The sequence below is a fragment of the Vibrio sp. KUL70 genome, assembly GCF_059725515.1.
Window position 1 is genome coordinate 2,658,396 of sequence record NZ_AP045834.1, and the last position, 20,778, is coordinate 2,679,173.

At 45.7% G+C, this 20,778-nt stretch carries 11 protein-coding genes, 15 tRNA genes and 4 rRNA genes; 20 read left to right on the forward strand and 10 right to left on the reverse strand.

What is annotated here, in order from left to right:
• Positions 1-141 precede the first annotated feature (141 nt).
• Both AC6I7V_RS11785 and hemW read left to right on the forward strand, forming a co-directional pair.
• Positions 142-741: an XTP/dITP diphosphatase gene (locus AC6I7V_RS11785; protein WP_239841281.1), complete on the forward strand. Its 600-nt coding sequence runs from the start codon at positions 142-144 to the stop codon at positions 739-741.
• Entirely contained in the window at positions 741-1,928 is a 1,188-nt protein-coding gene (hemW, locus tag AC6I7V_RS11790) for a radical SAM family heme chaperone HemW (RefSeq protein WP_498010931.1), read from the forward strand. The genes AC6I7V_RS11785 and hemW overlap by 1 nt, the downstream gene beginning before the upstream one ends.
• Before the next feature lie 110 nt (positions 1,929-2,038).
• On the opposite strand, the gene glsB is transcribed toward hemW, so the two are convergent.
• Complete coding sequence (glsB, locus tag AC6I7V_RS11795) at positions 2,039-2,959, reverse strand: glutaminase B (RefSeq protein WP_261882116.1); 921 nt, start codon at positions 2,957-2,959, stop codon at positions 2,039-2,041.
• A gap of 169 nt (positions 2,960-3,128) precedes the next feature.
• Positions 3,129-3,848, reverse strand: a complete 720-nt coding sequence (gene trmB / locus AC6I7V_RS11800; protein WP_255229865.1) for a tRNA (guanosine(46)-N7)-methyltransferase TrmB — start codon at positions 3,846-3,848, stop codon at positions 3,129-3,131.
• Between the two features lie 165 nt (positions 3,849-4,013).
• Here trmB and mutY point away from each other — a divergent pair, with 165 nt between their 5' ends.
• The 18 genes from mutY to AC6I7V_RS11890 all read left to right on the forward strand — a co-directional run bounded on the left by mutY (position 4,014) and on the right by AC6I7V_RS11890 (position 13,181).
• Positions 4,014-5,075, forward strand: coding sequence for an A/G-specific adenine glycosylase (gene mutY, locus AC6I7V_RS11805; protein ID WP_255229864.1), 1,062 nt, complete (start codon positions 4,014-4,016; stop codon positions 5,073-5,075).
• 28 nt (positions 5,076-5,103) lie between these two features.
• Positions 5,104-5,376: an oxidative damage protection protein gene (locus AC6I7V_RS11810; protein ID WP_255229863.1), complete on the forward strand. Its 273-nt coding sequence runs from the start codon at positions 5,104-5,106 to the stop codon at positions 5,374-5,376.
• Positions 5,377-5,445: 69 nt separating this feature from the next.
• On the forward strand, positions 5,446-6,579 hold the full coding sequence (mltC, locus tag AC6I7V_RS11815; RefSeq protein WP_255229862.1) for a membrane-bound lytic murein transglycosylase MltC: 1,134 nt from the start codon (positions 5,446-5,448) through the stop codon (positions 6,577-6,579).
• A 103-nt stretch (positions 6,580-6,682) separates the two neighbouring features.
• Positions 6,683-6,758 (forward strand) — tRNA-Phe (locus AC6I7V_RS11820).
• A 75-nt stretch (positions 6,759-6,833) separates the two neighbouring features.
• Positions 6,834-6,909 (forward strand) — tRNA-Thr (locus AC6I7V_RS11825).
• 7 nt (positions 6,910-6,916) lie between these two features.
• Positions 6,917-6,992: transfer RNA gene (locus AC6I7V_RS11830), tRNA-Phe, on the forward strand.
• Positions 6,993-7,047: 55 nt separating this feature from the next.
• Positions 7,048-7,123: transfer RNA gene (locus AC6I7V_RS11835), tRNA-Asn, on the forward strand.
• A 71-nt stretch (positions 7,124-7,194) separates the two neighbouring features.
• Positions 7,195-7,270, forward strand: a tRNA-Thr gene (locus AC6I7V_RS11840).
• Between the two features lie 7 nt (positions 7,271-7,277).
• Positions 7,278-7,353, forward strand: a tRNA-Phe gene (locus AC6I7V_RS11845).
• A 55-nt stretch (positions 7,354-7,408) separates the two neighbouring features.
• Positions 7,409-7,484 (forward strand) — tRNA-Asn (locus tag AC6I7V_RS11850).
• 410 nt (positions 7,485-7,894) lie between these two features.
• On the forward strand, positions 7,895-9,520 hold the full coding sequence (locus tag AC6I7V_RS11855) for a methyl-accepting chemotaxis protein (RefSeq protein ID WP_498010932.1): 1,626 nt from the start codon (positions 7,895-7,897) through the stop codon (positions 9,518-9,520).
• A gap of 236 nt (positions 9,521-9,756) precedes the next feature.
• Positions 9,757-9,832 (forward strand) — tRNA-Phe (locus AC6I7V_RS11860).
• Positions 9,833-9,890: 58 nt separating this feature from the next.
• Positions 9,891-9,966, forward strand: a tRNA-Thr gene (locus AC6I7V_RS11865).
• A gap of 24 nt (positions 9,967-9,990) precedes the next feature.
• Positions 9,991-10,066: transfer RNA gene (locus AC6I7V_RS11870), tRNA-Asn, on the forward strand.
• A gap of 71 nt (positions 10,067-10,137) precedes the next feature.
• Positions 10,138-10,213, forward strand: a tRNA-Thr gene (locus tag AC6I7V_RS11875).
• Positions 10,214-10,249: 36 nt separating this feature from the next.
• Positions 10,250-10,325, forward strand: a tRNA-Asn gene (locus AC6I7V_RS11880).
• Positions 10,326-10,641: 316 nt separating this feature from the next.
• Positions 10,642-11,892 carry a DUF1835 domain-containing protein gene (locus AC6I7V_RS11885; protein WP_498010933.1) on the forward strand — a complete coding sequence of 417 codons (1,251 nt, stop codon included), beginning with the start codon at positions 10,642-10,644 and terminating at the stop codon, positions 11,890-11,892.
• A 95-nt stretch (positions 11,893-11,987) separates the two neighbouring features.
• Positions 11,988-13,181, forward strand: a complete 1,194-nt coding sequence (locus tag AC6I7V_RS11890; protein WP_498010837.1) for an ISL3 family transposase — start codon at positions 11,988-11,990, stop codon at positions 13,179-13,181.
• 120 nt (positions 13,182-13,301) lie between these two features.
• Here AC6I7V_RS11890 and AC6I7V_RS11895 read toward each other — a convergent pair.
• The 8 genes from AC6I7V_RS11895 to AC6I7V_RS11930 form a co-directional block, all read right to left on the reverse strand.
• A tRNA-Asp gene (locus AC6I7V_RS11895) sits at positions 13,302-13,378 on the reverse strand.
• A 30-nt stretch (positions 13,379-13,408) separates the two neighbouring features.
• Positions 13,409-13,524: ribosomal RNA gene (gene rrf / locus AC6I7V_RS11900) — 5S ribosomal RNA — on the reverse strand.
• A gap of 43 nt (positions 13,525-13,567) precedes the next feature.
• Positions 13,568-13,643 (reverse strand) — tRNA-Thr (locus tag AC6I7V_RS11905).
• 12 nt (positions 13,644-13,655) lie between these two features.
• Positions 13,656-13,771: ribosomal RNA gene (gene rrf, locus AC6I7V_RS11910) — 5S ribosomal RNA — on the reverse strand.
• Positions 13,772-13,932: 161 nt separating this feature from the next.
• Positions 13,933-16,824: ribosomal RNA gene (locus tag AC6I7V_RS11915) — 23S ribosomal RNA — on the reverse strand.
• Between the two features lie 353 nt (positions 16,825-17,177).
• Positions 17,178-17,253, reverse strand: a tRNA-Glu gene (locus AC6I7V_RS11920).
• Positions 17,254-17,321: 68 nt separating this feature from the next.
• Positions 17,322-18,891: ribosomal RNA gene (locus AC6I7V_RS11925) — 16S ribosomal RNA — on the reverse strand.
• The 16S, 23S and 5S rRNA genes sit together here with 3 tRNA genes alongside, the layout of an rRNA operon.
• A 591-nt stretch (positions 18,892-19,482) precedes the next feature.
• Positions 19,483-20,736: a cyclic di-GMP phosphodiesterase gene (locus AC6I7V_RS11930; RefSeq protein ID WP_255229859.1), complete on the reverse strand. Its 1,254-nt coding sequence runs from the start codon at positions 20,734-20,736 to the stop codon at positions 19,483-19,485.
• Positions 20,737-20,778 lie beyond the last annotated feature (42 nt).

The following is a 20,778-nucleotide window of genomic DNA, read 5'->3' on the forward strand; positions in this document are numbered from 1 at the left end:
TAGAATTTTTGATTGTAGAATAACTACTTATCAAAAAATTCTGCCTTGTTCTCAAGCCTTTTTCCTGCGCTATTTTTGATCACCTATTTACTGTGATTGGTATAATCTCTTCACTTCCACTATTTAAATGTAGAGTTACCCATGAATAAGATCGTTCTAGCTACCGGCAATCAAGGCAAAGTTCGCGAAATGGCAGATCTTCTGTCTGACTTTGGCTTTGAAGTTTTAGCACAAAGTGAATTCAACGTGTCTGAGGTTGCAGAAACCGGAACTACTTTCATCGAAAATGCGATCATTAAAGCGCGTCATGCAGCCAAAGAAACAGGGCTTGCAGCCATTGCGGATGACTCTGGTCTAGAAGTTGACTACCTAAAAGGCGCACCAGGCATCTACTCAGCACGCTACGCTGGCGAAGATGCATCAGATCAAGAGAACTTAGAAAAGCTTCTAAAGGCGATGGAAGGTGTGCCAGAAGCCGAGCGTACCGCCCGCTTCCACTGTGTTTTAGTATTAATGCGTCACGAGAACGATCCAACACCTATCGTCTGTCATGGTAAATGGGAAGGCCGAATCCTAACTGAAGCGCATGGCGACAACGGCTTCGGTTACGACCCTATCTTCTTCGTACCTGAAGATAACTGCGCCTCAGCGGAGCTTGAACCAACACGTAAAAAGCAGCTATCTCACCGTGGTAAAGCACTGGCTACGCTGTTCAAAACGCTAAAAGAGCAAGCTCAGTAATGAGTCAAGCGATACTGATTCCACCAGCTCTGAGCCTGTATGTTCACATCCCGTGGTGTGTCCAGAAATGCCCATACTGCGACTTTAACTCCCATGCTCTAAAAGCCGACATACCAGAGAACGAGTATATTGATGCCCTGCTTGAGGATCTTGATACTGATATTGAAAGATATCACCTCAACCAGTCACCGAGACCTCTACACTCGATCTTTATTGGCGGTGGAACACCGAGCTTATTCTCCCCTCAAGGTATCGAGCGAATGCTTAAAGGGATTGAGCAACGTATCCCGTTTAAGGCTGATATCGAGATCACCATGGAGGCAAACCCTGGCACCATCGAGGCGGAACGCTTTGCGGGTTATCGGGGGGCAGGAGTCACACGTATCTCGGTTGGCGTGCAAAGCTTTGAGCAAGAAAAATTAGAACGGCTAGGACGCATTCACGGCCAAGATGAAGCGGTCAACGCGGCTCATCTTGCACATAAGATCGGTCTAAACAGCTTTAATCTCGATCTTATGCATGGTTTGCCGGATCAGAGTATTGAACAAGCTCTGGCGGATCTTGATAAGGCGATCGAACTCGATCCGCCACATCTGTCTTGGTATCAGCTCACTATTGAGCCTAATACCATGTTCTACTACAAGCCACCTACGCTGCCGGACGATGATGACCTATGGGATATTTTTGAACTAGGGCATAAAAAACTGGCCGATGCAGGTTATGTGCAATACGAGATCTCAGGCTACAGTAAGCCGGGCTATCAATGTCAGCACAACCTCAACTACTGGCGCTTTGGTGACTACCTCGGCATCGGTTGTGGCTCTCACGGTAAGCTGAGCTTTAGCGATGGTAGAATCGTACGCACCACTAAGGTTAAACACCCTAGAGGCTATCTCGCTGCGTATCAAAACCTTGCTAAACCTTATCTTTCGGATGAGTTTGAAGTGGGCAATGAAGATAGGCCCTTTGAATTCTTTATGAACCGCTTCCGCTTAATGGAAGCATGTCCAAAACAAGATTTCTTGGATACGACAGGGCTGGGCTTTGAAGCGGTTCAGCCAACAATTGAATGGGCAAAAGAGCTAGGTTACTTGAGCGAAACCGATACTCACTGGCAAATCACCGAAAAAGGAAAGCTGTTCCTCAATGACCTGTTAGAAGCCTTTATGGCGGAAGAGGACGAGTAGTTCGAGAAAAATGATGAAAGGGTTGGCTTTAGGGTCAACCCTTTTTATTGTAAGAACCTTTCTCGAAGCGAAGCGCTCTATTGAACGAAGTCCGTGCTCGCATCTTTCTTCTAAAAAATCGAGCGACCAATGCGTTCTGAAAGCAGCTCGAGAGCCTTAGTACCAGCCAATGAGTTGCCAGAAGGATCAAGCTCTGGAGACCACACAGCAATCGTCATCTCTCCCGGTACGATAGCAATGATGCCACCGCCGACACCAGATTTACCCGGCATACCAACGCGATATGCAAATTCACCAGCACCATCATACAAACCACAAGTCGCAAGCAAGGCATTTAACTGTTTCGTTTGAGTTGGAGTAATCACCTGCTTCTTAGTCTGTACTGAAGTGCCTTTATTCGCTAGGTAACTAAAGGTCTTCGCTAAATCGACACAAGTCATTTTAAGCGCACAAGCATGGAAGTAATTATTCAATACCGGAATCACTTCATTGTCGAAGTTACCAAATGAGCGCATCAAATAAGCAATCGCCGCATTGCGATCACTGTGCATCATCTCAGAGGCGGCCACTATCTTGTCGTAAACAATATGCGTATCACCAGAGAGCTGACGAACAAATTCCAACAAACGCTGTCTTGGTGCAGATAGACGGCTGTGCAATAAATCTGAAACCACGATCGCACCCGCATTGATAAACGGATTACGTGGAATACCGTGTTCCATCTCTAACTGAATCATCGAGTTAAACGCTTGGCCGGAAGGCTCTTTGCCCACACGTTGCCAAATCTCTTCTGGCTTATAGAGCACCATAGCCAGTGTCAAACTAAGCGCCTTAGAGATTGACTGAATAGAGAACGCTTCTTCTGCGTCACCTGCTTGGATCACCTCACCTTCATTGGTGTAAACGGCAATAGCAAGCTTTTGATTCGAAACTTTGGCCAGAGCCGGAATGTAATCAGCCACTTTTCCTTGGCCAATTAAAGGGCGAACTTCTTCTAGAATCTCCGCCAAAATAGCTTGTGTCGGTTTCATGCTTGTGTACTTCTGTATTGTTATTCTTGTAGGGCTGGCGTGTCACACCATTGATTTATTCATCAGCTAAGGACAAAAAAGCCAACATTACAACAATGTTGGCTTTTATCAATACTACAAAGTGTAGGGGCAATCGCTCAGTACCTGAGCCGACTCACTTTGCTTTGAATTACTTAGTACGCTTGTACTTAATATCCCATACGCCGTGACCTAAACGGTGACCACGAGCTTCAAACTTAGTTAGTGGGCGCTCATCTGGGCGAGGAATGAAATCACCCTCTTCTGCGATATTCTCGAAGCCAGGAGCCGCGTTCATCACTTCGATCATGTGCTCTGCGTAGTTTTCCCAGTCAGTCGCCATGTGGAAGATACCTGTTTCAAGGTGTAGCTTCGAGCGAACCATCTCAGCAAACTCAGCTTTAACAATACGACGCTTGTGGTGACGAGCTTTGTGCCACGGGTCTGGGAAGAATAGCTGTAGCGTATGAAGGCTGCTATCTGGGATCATGTGCTCGAACACTTCAACCGCATCGTGACACATCACGCGTAGGTTAGTTACGCCAGCATCGCGTGCAGTACCAAGACACGCACCAACACCTGGGCTGTGAACTTCGATACCTAAAAAGTTTTTCTCTGGCGCATTCTTTGCCATTTCAACCAGTGATGCACCCATACCAAAGCCGATCTCTAGTACTACAGGGTTATCGTTACCGAAAACTTCTTTCCAATCTAGAAGTTCTGGGTTGTAGTCGATACCCATAGTTGGCCAACACTCGTTCATCGCGTTCTCTTGGCCTTTGGTTAAGCGGCCTTCGCGGCGAACAAAGCTGCGGATCTTACGAACCAGTTTGCCGTCTTCAGTATATTCGTTAGTGGTCACTTCACTCATTGATTTTTGCCTGCACATTGATTAATCAAAGCGGGGATTATCCAAAGAATTGCCGTCTGTGCAAGTCTTTCTGCTGATAAATTCCCACACAATTTGTCTGTTTTACATCCAACCACAAGTGTGGTGCAATTTCGTTTCTAATAATAGCAAAGCAATGAGCAAGTCGTGACTCCTTTCGCATCCGCCATATTAAAGTGGTATGACGCCTATGGGCGTAAAGAACTCCCGTGGCAACAAAACAAAACTGCCTACTCCGTTTGGCTCTCTGAGATCATGCTCCAGCAGACGCAAGTCGCTACTGTGATCCCATATTACCAACGGTTTCTGGAGCGTTTTCCAACCGTTATCGATCTTGCCAATGCAGAGCAAGATGAAGTGTTACACCTTTGGACAGGCCTTGGTTACTACGCAAGAGCGCGTAACCTACACAAAGCCGCAAAGATTGTTGCCACTGAGTATGGTGGAGAGTTTCCAACCGACATTGAAGAGATGAACGCCCTACCCGGCATTGGACGCTCAACCGCTGCAGCCGTGTTGTCATCTGTCTATAAGCAGCCTCATGCGATTTTAGACGGCAACGTAAAGCGAACCCTAGCTAGAAGCTTTGCCGTCGAAGGTTGGCCAGGACAGAAAAAGGTCGAAAATCAGCTTTGGGAACACGCTGAGTCAAATACTCCCAAACAAGATGTCGATAAGTACAATCAAGCCATGATGGATATGGGCGCAATGGTATGCACTCGAAGCAAGCCGAAATGCACGTTATGTCCAATCGAGTCGATGTGTGAGGCAAATAAGCTTGACCGCCAACTCGACTTTCCGGGTAAGAAGCCCAAGAAAGAGAAACCTGTAAAAGAGACTTGGTTTGTGATTCTTTATCACGACAATCAAGTTTGGCTGGAGCAGCGACCTCAATCCGGCATCTGGGGAGGGCTATTCTGCTTCCCTCAACATGAAAATCAGGAGATTGAACACCAACTCGACATCCGCTCGATTGGTTCAGCTTCCATAGAAAACCAAGAGACTCTGATTGCGTTTAGGCATACCTTTAGCCATTACCACTTAGATATCACCCCTGTCTTAGTAAAATTAGACAAACAACCAGATTTGATAATGGAAGGGACAAAGGGTCTCTGGTATAACTTATCAAAACCTGAAGAGATAGGCTTAGCTGCTCCTGTTAAACAGCTATTGGAAAGCCTAACCTTTGAATTAAACGATGACGTTTAAACAGACGAATACGACAAGAGGAACCATTATGAGCCGCACTGTATTTTGTGCTCGCCTACAGAAAGATGCTGAAGGCTTAGATTTTCAACTTTACCCAGGTGACTTAGGTAAGCGTATTTTCGACAATATTTCTAAAGAAGCATGGGCACAATGGCAAAGCAAACAGACCATGCTTATCAATGAGAAGAAGCTAAACATGATGGACCCTGAGCATAGAAAACTGCTTGAGACAGAAATGGTTAACTTCCTTTTCGAAGGTAAAGATGTCGTGATTGATGGCTACACACCACCAAGCGAATAAGGCATTTATTTACACCAAGTTTAATGACATCATAGCTCGCGCTGTGATGTCATTTTTGTATGAGGGTCTATGAAAAAGCTGAGTTACTTCCTAGCGGTAATGCTACTTACCGGTTGTAGCCGAGAGTTCATTGAGAGCATTTATGACGTCAACTATGAACCGACCAACCGTTTTGCAGGCAACCTTGCCGAGCTACCAGGTCAATTTGAGAAAGATACAGGCGCACTCGATGCCCTCATCAACAGCTTCTCGGGTAACATTCAAAAACGTTGGGGTAGCAGTGAAGTAAAGATTGCAGGTAAAAGTAACTATGTGAAATACATAGACAATTACTTGAGCCGTTCAGAAGTAAACTTCTCTAAAGGTCTAATTACCGTCGAGACAGTTGCATCGACGGAGCCCAAAAAACACCTAAAAGATGCCATCATGACAACCTTGCTGACACCCGATGATCCAGCAAGTGTCGATCTCTTCTCCTCCAAAAGCATCAAGCTAGAAGGCCAACCGTTCCTCTATAACCAAGTTGTCGATCAAGACAAAAAGCCTATTCAGTGGACTTGGCGCGCCAATCGATTTGCTGATTACTTAATAGCAAACAACCTAAAAACCAAGAACGTTGACTTCAAAAAAGCCTACTACGTTGAGATCCCGATGGTGGCTGATCACGCGAGTATGCGAAGCTATAAATACGCAGACATCGTTCAACGCGCATCAAAGCGCTATGACATCCCAGAAGATCTTATCTACGCCATCATCAAAACTGAGAGTAGCTTTAATCCCTACGCCGTCAGTTGGGCTAACGCCTATGGTTTGATGCAGGTCGTGCCTAAGACGGCTGGCCGCGATGTCTTTCAACTGGTGAAAAATAAATCGGGTGAGCCTAGCCCTGAATATTTATTTAATCCAGAAAACAACATTGATGCAGGTACTGCGTATTTCTACATTCTTAAAAATCGCTACTTAAAAGACATCCGACACCCAACCACTTTGGAGTACAGCATGATCTCTGCATACAACGGAGGCACGGGAGGAGTGTTAAATACCTTTAGTCGTGATAGAAAACGCGCCATGAATGACCTTAACTCCCTGCAACCTAATCAAGTTTATTGGGCATTAACCAAAAAGCATCCCAACAAAGAGTCGCGTAGATACTTAGAAAAAGTAACAAAATTCAAAAAAGAGTTTAACCAAGGCAAAACCTAACCCTCACTTTTGAATAAAAAAACAACTAACGAACGTTTTTTTTAATTATTTTGAAAAAAGGTGTTGACGGTTATGCAGAAAATCCGTTTAATAGCGCTCCGTTGCCCGGATAGCTCAGTCGGTAGAGCAGAGGATTGAAAATCCTCGTGTCGGTGGTTCGATTCCGCCTCCGGGCACCACAATTTGATTTGTTGGTGTCAACGCTTTTTAACAGGAAGCATTAGCACGGACAAAAGCACAAAGAATATTAGTGTGCCGACTTAGCTCAGTAGGTAGAGCAACTGACTTGTAATCAGTAGGTCACCAGTTCGATTCCGGTAGTCGGCACCATTCTTTTGCCTCGATAGCTCAGTCGGTAGAGCAGAGGATTGAAAATCCTCGTGTCGGTGGTTCGATTCCGCCTCGAGGCACCATTATTTGGTGCTTAACAAATAATGGTCTTTAAGACCTGATGTTGACACAAATAATTCCCCCTTAGTTCAGTTGGTAGAACGGCGGACTGTTAATCCGTATGTCGCAGGTTCGAGTCCCGCAGGGGGAGCCATATACAATTGAAGTGATTGATATCATTTCATATAAAATGAAGAGTAACGTCTTCAGTAAAAGATATAGTGTGCCGACTTAGCTCAGTAGGTAGAGCAACTGACTTGTAATCAGTAGGTCACCAGTTCGATTCCGGTAGTCGGCACCATTCTTTTGCCTCGATAGCTCAGTCGGTAGAGCAGAGGATTGAAAATCCTCGTGTCGGTGGTTCGATTCCGCCTCGAGGCACCATTATTTGGTGCTTAACAAACAGTGGTCTTTAAGACCTGATGTTGACACAAATAATTCCCCCTTAGTTCAGTTGGTAGAACGGCGGACTGTTAATCCGTATGTCGCAGGTTCGAGTCCCGCAGGGGGAGCCATTTTAGAGAAAGCCTCATCACATGATGAGGCTTTTTCGTATCTAACGCTCCTGCTTTGTGCCAAAGCAATGTCTCAGTCGAATCGTCCTAGTTTGAGCTTTTTTAATAGCCCTCTTTTTGATACAAGCTATCAAGCACATCTTTTTTGCCACTCAGAGATTCACCCTTTCAAACGAAAACCTATACAACACATCAATACAACCGTTCTTTAGCACTACTGACAATCTTCACCCTTGCTCACAAAACAATCAGCCGCTTACATTTACGATACAAAACGACACATCATTACTTTTTTTGCGTCGTAAATTTAATCTCTATCATACTTTCATATTTTTCCGATATCTGCCCTACACCACTTAGATTACTATCCGGTGAAACAGCTCGATTATTTTTATGCTGTGTGAGGAAACATGAAATTAAAAACGCAAGCTTACATCTTATCTGCAATCATTTTGGTTGCCCTGTTAGCACTAACAGCCACTGGCCTTTGGACACTAAGAGTCGCCAGTAATATTGACAACAAAGCTCGTGTTACAGAGCTATTTAAGAGTGCCTACAGCATTCTCACAGAAGTGGAGAAAATGGCGATTGATGGCACCCTAGAAGAAGAGCAAGCTAAACAACTAGCAACACGCCTGTTACGCAACAACATATATAAAAACAACGAATATGTGTATGTTGCAGACGAGAACATGACCTTTTTGGCAACGCCACTTGATCCCCAGCTACATGGAACCAGCTTTAATGATTTTAAAGATGGTGATGGCAATAGCGTTGGTCAACTTATCCAAAGAGTTATTGGCAATCGCACCGGACAGATTGTTGAATACACTTGGACTCAAAAACAGCCCGATGGAACCATTGAAGAGAAGCTGTCTATCGCAGAAAAGACACCACACTGGGGGTGGATTGTCGGCACAGGCATCGGTTTCAACGAGGTTAATGCTCGTTTCTGGTCAACAGCTCAATGGCAACTATTGCTCTGCTTGGCTATCGCAGGGGCAATCCTGTCCAGTTTAGTCTTCTCAATCAAACGTATGCTTGCCCTGCTAGGCGGTGAACCTAAAGATGTAAGAGCCGCTGTACAAGCCGTAGCGCAAGGTAAGATCCAAACATCATTCGATACCAAGCCTGAAGACGGTAGCATCTATCACGCGGTACAGCAGATGAGTCAGTCACTGGCTGAGTTGGTTTCAAACTTGAATGCCTCTATGCTAGCGCTCCGTGGTGAGCTTCAGCGCGTAGAAGAGCGTGCAGGCTCGATAGCTCAGCTGACTGAAACTCAGCAGCAATCAACAGAAATGATCGCAACAGCAATGACTGAAATGGCGTCGTCTGCAAACAACGTCGCTGATTCAGCAGGTGATACAGCGCGTAACACCGACGAAGCGGACAAACAGAGTCAACATACCCAACGTCTCATCCATAACACGGTAGACAACATCCAGGGGCTTGCTGGCCAGCTCAATACAGCTAGCGAAGCGGTTGCTAATCTGGACAACGATGTAAACAACATCGTTAAAGTACTGGACGTAATTGGTGACATCGCAGAGCAAACTAACCTACTCGCTCTCAATGCTGCGATTGAAGCCGCACGTGCTGGCGAACAAGGCCGAGGATTTGCCGTAGTCGCAGACGAAGTTCGTAACCTAGCTGGCCGAACGCAAGACAGCACCAAAGAGATCCAGTTGATGATTAACAATCTTCAAGAAGGCTCTCGCAATGCTATCCAGACAATGGAAGTCTGTGCTGAAACAAGTCAAAGCACAGTAACAGAGTCTCAGAACGCATCAGAAGCCTTACAACAGATTGTGATTGCACTTGAGTCTATCTCTTCAATGAGTCATCAAATTGCGACAGCTGCAGCCGAGCAGACTCAAGTGAGCGACGATATATCTAAACGCATCAATATGATCGAAGAGAGTGGCAATCAATTGAGTGGCGTGGTGACTGAAAGTCATAACAGCACTCAAACTCTAGCCTCACTTTCTAATGAACTTGAAGCCTGGGTTAATCGTTTTGAAGTAAAACACTAACTCACCATTCATTTGACTGACTAAAAAAGCACGTTTTCATACGTGCTTTTTTTTATTTAACCACTTTTTACGAGAGTTTAGACTCATACTGCATCTGGTTTAGCGCATGCTAGGCCTAGGTTTTTCGTACAAAATGGATAAAAACACCCCACTAAGTATAGAAAAACATCAAACAATACTTTTTTTGCAATTTAGTGTTGACCCAGAACCGGAAAACACGTTTAATACACCTCGTCGCCCGGATAGCTCAGTCGGTAGAGCAGAGGATTGAAAATCCTCGTGTCGGTGGTTCGATTCCGCCTCCGGGCACCACAATTTATTTGTTGGTGTCTATAAGACAACAGCAGTAAAGCACGAAGAAATTATCAGTGCCGACTTAGCTCAGTAGGTAGAGCAACTGACTTGTAATCAGTAGGTCACCAGTTCGATTCCGGTAGTCGGCACCATTTCTTTCAAGCTTTAAGAATAATTCCCCCTTAGTTCAGTTGGTAGAACGGCGGACTGTTAATCCGTATGTCGCAGGTTCGAGTCCCGCAGGGGGAGCCATATACAATTGAAGTGATTGATATCATTTCATATAAAATGAAGAGTAACGTCTTCAGTAAAAGATATAGTGTGCCGACTTAGCTCAGTAGGTAGAGCAACTGACTTGTAATCAGTAGGTCACCAGTTCGATTCCGGTAGTCGGCACCATTTATATTATTGAGAAGATTTGTCTTCTTAAATAATTCCCCCTTAGTTCAGTTGGTAGAACGGCGGACTGTTAATCCGTATGTCGCAGGTTCGAGTCCCGCAGGGGGAGCCACTTTAGAGAAAGCCTCATCACACGATGAGGCTTTTTCGTATCTAATGCTCTTGCTTTGTGCCAAAGCAATTCCACCGTTCAGTTACCGAATAGCCTAACCTGTCACACTCTCCATAGTATTAAATATCTCACAAACTCAGCCTGTTGCTTTCGTTATCTACTGCCTTCGTATATATTGGTCTAAGCGTTACCTGCGCTTCCTACTCGCGGAAAGAGTTAAACTCAAGGCCATCAAACTTCTCCCTCTTGGGGAACTACAATTTGATTTACCTTCTCTTCTGATCAGCGAGTGCAGAAGTTACGAGACGGTGAATATATGAATGCTTTTTCTCTCAACCTGACATACCTAAAAAAACACGCAAAATCTAGGCTAAAACGAATCAGGTCGGGCTCTGTCGAAGACTTACGTTGGTTAATCGCTCTACATCCTAAGCCTCTCCTATCTGCTGATAGCGTTAAGTTGGCAGACGTACATTTAGCATTAGCACGAGAGCTAGGGGTAAGTAGCTGGAGTAAGTTGTTATCTCATATTGATAGCCTGGACCGGAATAAAAGTTCAGATGGCGCTCCTCTACCTGCTTTAGACAATGACTTAAGAACCCTACATGTACGTTGCGGTCATGATATACAGCCAACATTAGAACAAGCAGGATTCAATGGAGAGTTTCTCCCATACATAGAACCGCTATGTATCGGCCCTTTATCTTTGGATGAAAAGATGCTTTCAGCGATCAGAGCAGAATATGTCTCTGATCGACTCCTGTCTGAGATGAAAGAGGTCGGAAAGTCGCTTGAGCAAATAAAGTCAGAAGCGAAACAAGCGACGAGTAAGCTCTTAGATAATGACTATCAACGTATTGTTTTATGGGTTGAACACGACAACTACGATCAATTAATGTTGATTAGATCTTTATATCTACTTTCATACCAAAATATTACCAAGGTAGAGATTATCGAGGTGAGTACCTTCCCAGGTAGAGAAAGGTTCATCGGTTTAGGTCAACTGCCTCCTGAAGCACTACGCACTCTCTGGGATAGTAGAAAAGAAGTCTCTGCAGAGCATATAAGGGTGGCAACAGAACTGTGGCAAGCTTTCTGTTCAGGGACCCCTTTAAAGCTAGTCGATAACTACCTTAAAGTAGACCAAGCTCTTTTCCCTAATATCAGAGATGTGATATTTAGGCACTTACAGGAACTCCCCCACATAGACTCAAAGCATGGGTTAGTGGAACGCCTGACTATAGATATCTTAAAAAATGAAGAAGAGGGCCTAGAATTCAATGAACTGTTTAAACGCTATATGAAGCTAGAGCCTTTAGTATATTTAGGGGACCTCATGTTTTGGGCTCTCATTAAACCGTTAACTGAGGGCCCTGAGCCCATCTTGCAAGCCCAAAAGTCAGAGAGCAGAGATTGGTATAACAACCACATATCCCTCTCTAGCCCTGCCTACAATAGACGTAGTGAGATTGCAGACAAGTGGGTTGGCGGCATTCACCTTACCCCTAACAACTTTTGGAGTTGGGATCATCATGACTTAGCGACGCTCTCGCATCGGATTAAATAAGGTTCATCGCGGATTAGCGGGAACTTAAAACAAAAACGGTAGTAAGTGATATGGTTTAGTCGCCAAACAAAAATCATACACAAACTACCGTTTCCATGCCGAATCATACTTTCCTATCTTCATTCTGGGAAGGCTTTCAAATAGTAAAGTCTCACCAGACAGCAACACTTATTACCCTTACTCTTAAACCTAACTCTGAAGCTAAATGCCTCTGTGGTCTTGAAGCCGAAGCTATCCATGAGTATCAATGGCGTCATGTAAAGGATGCCATGTTACTCGGTGTTCCAGTTGAACTTTCCGTTCAAACTCGAAGGATTAAGTGTCGCGACTGCGGCATAAAAACAGAGTCTCTATCTTGGTTAGAGCCTTATGCTCGCATAACGAAGCGCCTAAAAAGCTATATAGAACAACTATTACCTCTTCTCCCTATTAAGCATATCTCCCAGTTAACGAGCGTTCATTGGCACACAATTAAAGAGATAGATAAACACCGGCTTAGACAAGTTGTACCGTCAATAAAATGGGAAGACCTAAGGCAACTCGTCATGGACGAGTTCGCCATCTTTAAAGGACATCGATATGCCACGGTCATCGCTGATGCTAAGACTCACCAAGTCATTTGGATAGGATTAGGTCGTAGCCGCAAAGACATACGACCGTTCTTCGAGCAATTAGGCGAGCATGGGATAAATATCGAAGCCGTCGCGATGGACATGAATACGGCTTTCGATCTTGAAGTTCAAGCGCACTGTCCGAACGCAAAAATCGTTTACGACTTATTCCATGTTATCGCTAAGTTCGGTCGCGAGGTGATGGATAGAGTTAGAGTCGACCAAGCTAACAAACTTAAGCAAGACAAAAAAGCGAGGCAATGGGTGAAGCGCTCACGCTGGGTACTGCTGAAAAATAGAGGCAACTTAAATACACGCCAAGAAAGCTATCTTACTGAAATATTGAATATCAATAAGGACTTAATGACCACTTATATACTCGGAGCACAACTCAAAGAACTTTGGTATTGTGAATCAGAAGGGCACGCTAAGGGGCTCTGGGACGCGTGGTGGGAACAAGTGCAAGAGAGTGGGATTAAGCCATTAAAAGAGTTTGCACGAAAACTCAGACCATATCTTCACGGGGTTATCGCATCGGCAAGTTATCCGTTAAATACCTGCACGCTTGAAGGGATAAACAACAAGATAAAGCTAATCAAGCGAATGGGATATGGTTATCGAGATACTGACTACTTCTTCTTGAAGATAAAAGCGGCTTTCCCCGGAAAGCCGCGATGAACCTTAAATAAGCGCCAGAATAGCTGGGGTCTCAGACGACCGGGACTCGTTGGTCGAAGACCAAAATACCTACCCCTGAAACGACGAAAGCCTAGTCATGAGACTAGGCTTTCTAATAAGTGGCGGAGTGGACGGGACTCGAACCCGCGACCCCCGGCGTGACAGGCCGGTATTCTAACCAACTGAACTACCACTCCGCAGTGTCTATTCAGCTTAAAGCAATTTGAGCCTGACGATGTCCTACTCTCACATGGGGAAACCCCACACTACCATCGGCGCTATTGCGTTTCACTTCTGAGTTCGGCATGGAATCAGGTGGGTCCACAATGCTATGGTCGTCAAACAAATTCTGTGGTTAATTTGAAGTATCAAATCAACAAAATAAATGGTGCTAGTACCCAGATTTGAACTGGGGACCTCACCCTTACCAAGGGTGCGCTCTACCAACTGAGCCATACCAGCACAAAATTTGGAGCCTGGCGATGTCCTACTCTCACATGGGGAAGCCCCACACTACCATCGGCGCTATTGCGTTTCACTTCTGAGTTCGGCATGGAATCAGGTGGGTCCACAATGCTATGGTCGCCAAGCAAATTCTTTTATTACTTTCAGCTTTTAAAAAGCTAAAGGTAAAATAATTCGGAAAGCTATTAAAAGTTCTTATGTAAACTCATTCAAGTGTTCTTGTTTGCCTCTGCTTTTTAAAGCGGAAACAACAGTTTTGAGTCCATCAAAACCCCTTGGGTGTTGTATGGTTAAGCCTCACGGGCAATTAGTACAGGTTAGCTCAACGCCTCACAGCGCTTACACACCCTGCCTATCAACGTTCTAGTCTTGAACAACCCTTTAGGACGCTTAAAGCGCCAGGGAAGACTCATCTCAGGGCTCGCTTCCCGCTTAGATGCTTTCAGCGGTTATCGATTCCGAACTTAGCTACCGGGCAATGCCATTGGCATGACAACCCGAACACCAGAGGTTCGTCCACTCCGGTCCTCTCGTACTAGGAGCAGCCCCCTTCAATCTTCCAACGCCCACGGCAGATAGGGACCGAACTGTCTCACGACGTTCTAAACCCAGCTCGCGTACCACTTTAAATGGCGAACAGCCATACCCTTGGGACCGACTTCAGCCCCAGGATGTGATGAGCCGACATCGAGGTGCCAAACACCGCCGTCGATATGAACTCTTGGGCGGTATCAGCCTGTTATCCCCGGAGTACCTTTTATCCGTTGAGCGATGGCCCTTCCATTCAGAACCACCGGATCACTATGACCTGCTTTCGCACCTGCTCGAATTGTCATTCTCGCAGTCAAGCGGGCTTATGCCATTGCACTAACCTCACGATGTCCAACCGTGATTAGCCCACCTTCGTGCTCCTCCGTTACTCTTTGGGAGGAGACCGCCCCAGTCAAACTACCCACCAGGCACTGTCCGTAATCCCGATTCAGGGACCAACGTTAGAACATCAACACTACAAGGGTGGTATTTCAAGGACGACTCCACCACATCTAGCGACGCGGTTTCAAAGTCTCCCACCTATCCTACACATGTAGGGTCAATGTTCAGTGCCAAGCTGTAGTAAAGGTTCACGGGGTCTTTCCGTCTAGCCGCGGGTACACTGCATCTTCACAGCGATTTCAATTTCACTGAGTCTCGGGTGGAGACAGCGTGGCCATCATTACGCCATTCGTGCAGGTCGGAACTTACCCGACAAGGAATTTCGCTACCTTAGGACCGTTATAGTTACGGCCGCCGTTTACCGGGGCTTCGATCAAGAGCTTCGACCGAAGTCTAACCCCATCAATTAACCTTCCGGCACCGGGCAGGCGTCACACCGTATACGTCATCTTACGATTTTGCACAGTGCTGTGTTTTTAATAAACAGTTGCAGCCACCTGGTATCTGCGACTCTCGTCAGCTCCATCCGCAAGGGACTTCACCGATAAGAGCGTACCTTCTCCCGAAGTTACGGTACCATTTTGCCTAGTTCCTTCACCCGAGTTCTCTCAAGCGCCTTGGTATTCTCTACCCGACCACCTGTGTCGGTTTGGGGTACGATTCCTTACAATCTGAAGCTTAGAGGCTTTTCCTGGAAGCATGGCATCAATGACTTCACCACCGTAGTGGCTCGACATCGTATCTCAGCGTTAAGAAAGTCCGGATTTACCTAAACTTTCCGCCTACGTACTTGAACCTGGACAACCGTCGCCAGGCCCACCTAGCCTTCTCCGTCCCCCCATCGCAATTGTAAGAAGTACGGGAATATTAACCCGTTTCCCATCGACTACGCCTTTCGGCCTCGCCTTAGGGGTCGACTTACCCTGCCCCGATTAACGTTGGACAGGAACCCTTGGTCTTCCGGCGAGGGAGTTTTTCACTCCCTTTATCGTTACTCATGTCAGCATTCGCACTTCTGATACCTCCAGCAGCCCTTACAGACCACCTTCAACGGCTTACAGAACGCTCCCCTACCCCGCATACTAAAGTATGCAGCCGCAGCTTCGGTGTATAGCTTAGCCCCGTTACATCTTCCGCGCAGGCCGACTCGACCAGTGAGCTATTACGCTTTCTTTAAATGATGGCTGCTTCTAAGCCAACATCCTGGCTGTCTGAGCCTTCCCACATCGTTTCCCACTTAGCTATACTTTGGGACCTTAGCTGGCGGTCTGGGTTGTTTCCCTCTCCACGACGGACGTTAGCACCCGCCGTGTGTCTCCCGGATAGTACTTACTGGTATTCGGAGTTTGCAAAGGGTTGGTAAGTCGGGATGACCCCCTAGCCTTAACAGTGCTCTACCCCCAGTAGTATTCGTCCGAGGCGCTACCTAAATAGCTTTCGGGGAGAACCAGCTATCTCCAGGTTTGATTGGCCTTTCACCCCTAGCCACAAGTCATCCGCTAATTTTTCAACATTAGTCGGTTCGGTCCTCCAGTTGATGTTACTCAACCTTCAACCTGCCCATGGCTAGATCACCTGGTTTCGGGTCTATATCCAGAGACTGAACGCCCAGTTAAGACTCGGTTTCCCTACGGCTCCCCTAAACGGTTAACCTTGCCACTGAATATAAGTCGCTGACCCATTATACAAAAGGTACGCAGTCACACCACGAAGGTGCTCCTACTGCTTGTACGTACACGGTTTCAGGTTCTATTTCACTCCCCTCACAGGGGTTCTTTTCGCCTTTCCCTCACGGTACTGGTTCACTATCGGTCAGTCAGTAGTATTTAGCCTTGGAGGATGGTCCCCCCCATATTCAGACAGGATATCACGTGTCCCGCCCTACTCGATTTCACTGATTATGATGTGTCGGTTACGGGGCTATCACCCTTTATTGCGAGACTTTCCAGACTCTTCACCTGCATCATTAAAAGCTTAAGGGCTAATCCAATTTCGCTCGCCGCTACTTTCGGAATCTCGGTTGATTTCTCTTCCTCGGGGTACTTAGATGTTTCAGTTCCCCCGGTTTGCCTCTTGTTGCTATGTATTCACAACAAGATACTTACTTATGTAAGTGGGTTTCCCCATTCGGAAATCCCAGACTCAAAAGGTTTTTACTACCTAATCTGGGCTTATCGCAAGTTAATACGTCCTTCATCGCCTCTGACTGCCAAGGCATCCACCGTGTACGCTTAGTCACTTAACCATACAACCCGAAGAAGTTTCGAGTTGATGACTTATTTGCTTTCACTTTTCAAAAGTGAAGACAAAATAGCAACCAAGGTTTTTGGTTGTAATAAGAAGGGTTAGTTCTTATTACGTGTTTGCCGGACTCAATGGTGATTCAAATTAGATTTGAATCGAATACAAGACACTTGAATGTGTTTGTGTTGTGTTTACTGTTCTTAATAAATAAGAGCAGATAAACATTGAGAACTTTTAATTTGATTTAAATAACTCTGTTATTTAAATCAGTCAGCTTTCCAAATTGTTAAAGAGCTAATCACTTCTTAATGAAGTAACCATTTTTAAAAGCACTATTAAAAATGCACTTAAAGATGGTATCCCGTAGGGGAGTCGAACCCCTGTTACCGCCGTGAAAGGGCGGTGTCCTAGGCCTCTAGACGAACGGGACACTAAGATATCTCTTAACTTTCTAAACCGTATCAATCTGTGTGGACACTTATCGTGAACATCTTCGTATAAGGAGGTGATCCAGCCCCAGGTTCCCCTAGGGCTACCTTGTTACGACTTCACCCCAGTCATGAACCACACCGTGGTGATCGTCCTCCCCTAATCTCGAAAGAAAAGGGGTTAAACTAACCACTTCTGGTGCAGCCCACTCCCATGGTGTGACGGGCGGTGTGTACAAGGCCCGGGAACGTATTCACCGTAGCATTCTGATCTACGATTACTAGCGATTCCGACTTCATGGAGTCGAGTTGCAGACTCCAATCCGGACTACGACGCACTTTTTGGGATTCGCTCACTCTCGCGAGTTGGCCGCCCTCTGTATGCGCCATTGTAGCACGTGTGTAGCCCTACTCGTAAGGGCCATGATGACTTGACGTCGTCCCCACCTTCCTCCGGTTTATCACCGGCAGTCTCCCTGGAGTTCCCGACATGACTCGCTGGCAAACAAGGATAAGGGTTGCGCTCGTTGCGGGACTTAACCCAACATTTCACAACACGAGCTGACGACAGCCATGCAGCACCTGTCTCAGAGTTCCCGAAGGCACACCTGCGTCTCCGCTGGCTTCTCTGGATGTCAAGAGTAGGTAAGGTTCTTCGCGTTGCATCGAATTAAACCACATGCTCCACCGCTTGTGCGGGCCCCCGTCAATTCATTTGAGTTTTAATCTTGCGACCGTACTCCCCAGGCGGTCTACTTAACGCGTTAGCTCCGAAAGCCACGGCTCAAGGCCACAACCTCCAAGTAGACATCGTTTACGGCGTGGACTACCAGGGTATCTAATCCTGTTTGCTCCCCACGCTTTCGCATCTGAGTGTCAGTATCTGTCCAGGGGGCCGCCTTCGCCACTGGTATTCCTTCAGATCTCTACGCATTTCACCGCTACACCTGAAATTCTACCCCCCCTCTACAGTACTCTAGTTTGCCAGTTTCAAATGCAGTTCCGAGGTTGAGCCCCGGGCTTTCACATCTGACTTAACAAACCACCTGCATGCGCTTTACGCCCAGTAATTCCGATTAACGCTCGCACCCTCCGTATTACCGCGGCTGCTGGCACGGAGTTAGCCGGTGCTTCTTCTGCAGCTAACGTCAAGAAATGCCGCTATTAACGACACCACCTTCCTCACTGCTGAAAGTACTTTACAACCCGAAGGCCTTCTTCATACACGCGGCATGGCTGCATCAGGCTTGCGCCCATTGTGCAATATTCCCCACTGCTGCCTCCCGTAGGAGTCTGGACCGTGTCTCAGTTCCAGTGTGGCTGATCATCCTCTCAGACCAGCTAGGGATCGTCGCCTTGGTGAGCCATTACCTCACCAACTAGCTAATCCCACCTAGGCATATCTTGACGCGAGAGGCCCGAAGGTCCCCCTCTTTGGCCCGTAGGCATCATGCGGTATTAGCCATCGTTTCCAATGGTTATCCCCCACATCAAGGCAATTTCCTAGGCATTACTCACCCGTCCGCCGCTCGACGCCGTTATCGTTCCCCGAAGGTTCAGATAACTCGTTTCCGCTCGACTTGCATGTGTTAGGCCTGCCGCCAGCGTTCAATCTGAGCCATGATCAAACTCTTCAATTTAAGATTTTGTCGACTCAATGAATACTGATTCTATCTAACGATAGTGAATTGACTGTGCTCTTATTGGCTTTCACTTTAAAAAGTGAAATCAAACAGCTCAAGGCTGTACCAATTCGAATTGGTCACTCAGTTCATTGAAATCAAGTTGAAACCGAAGTTTCGTGTTTGCCTTTGCTTTTAAAAGCGAAAACAAACTTAGTGATATTCATCAACGAGTGCCCACACAGATTGATAGGTTTAAATTGTTAAAGAGCTTTTCTTCGTTGTGACTTGCATCACTTCGGAAGAGGCGGCCATTCTAGCGACTTAATTCTCAGTGTCAAACACTTTTTGAAAATTAATTTCTACTTTCTAAAAGTAGAAGCGAAATATCACTTTAAGCTAGTTGCCGAACTAACATTCTTCGCTGAAGCCTTGTGGCGTCTGCCGTGTCAGTGAGGCGGCATTATAGAGATGTTCCTTACATTGGCAAGCTTTTATTGAAGAAAAATAGAAAAATAGAGACTAAGCGACCAAATAGCATCCAAAGGCTCATTTGTACAAAAATATACGCATTTTTATACAAAATACCCACAACACTCTGTGGATAAGTTAGGCGTTATTATCAAAAAAGTACCTAATCCTAGCTCTTGGGTTTAAGTAGTCTTGTACTTGTTGCGGTAATTTACTCGGATGAACAGCACTAGAGATCTTTATATCTTTACTTGCTAGGTCGATGATCGGCGCTTGAGTACTAGGCACACTCGGATCATAAATCAAAACATTAGGGTAAAGGATATGGTCTGCATTTACTGAGATAACAATACCGATAGAGTCATTGGATAACTGGACTATCGTTCCTGGAGGGTAAACCCCCATTAACTTAACCAAGTGATTCAAGTTTTCGTGGCTATATAGATGCTTACAACTCTTATACAGATGAGACAACGCTAAGTATGGAATTTTTTGTTCCGCAGGGATCCTATTATGACACAGAGAATCAAAAGCATTCGCCACAGCTACGACTTTGGCAAACTCATCGATCTCATTTTCTTTGAGCCCTTCAGGGTATCCAGAACCATCATTCATTTCGTGATGCTGAGCAATCACTTTATGAACGCTTTCAGGCATACCTTCTATAGCACCTACTATATCTACACCGTATTTGGTATGCAGCTTTAAGTAGTTTGCTTCTGGTACAGTTAGAGCGGTTTGCTTTCGAAGAATAGCCACTGGGATTTTTACCTTTCCGATATCATGGAAAAGTGAACCCAACGCCAGCTCTTTTAATTGCTCACTACTGTACCCTTTGGCTTTGCCAATCATCAAAGCAATAACCGAGACATTAAGTGAATGAAAATAGAGGTCTTCAAATTCACCATTACCCGTCATTAAGTGTAGTGACACATTATCATCACTCAAAAATTTATCGACGATATCATCAACTAAAGACTTTACCTCTTCGGCAGCATCTAAAGGGCGATTTCTAATCTTAGTCATGATTGCACGCATGCGAGCGAGAGAGCGTTCAAACTCTTTTTCACAATGGCTTACTTTACGGCGATAAGAACTCAAAGTTTCTATTCTCTCGCGTTTGTGTTTCCACATAGCCTCAACTTCTAATGAGGCATCTGACATTTCATCTGAAGAACCTAAACTCACTTGTTCCACAGGGAGTGGGGTCGTATCACTCTGACTGGGGTTTATGTAGACGTGCTTAATGCCAAGGTGACGGATAACTCGGACTTGTTCTTCATCTTTGATTTTGAAGCTATTGAATAAAAATGGGTGTTCATTCCACTTAACCGGTAATCGTATATGCAGACCCGGCTGAATACGGTCCACTGTAATCTTTATGCTGCCCATTTTATATATAACTTTGATTATACAACTCAATTTATAATTCTA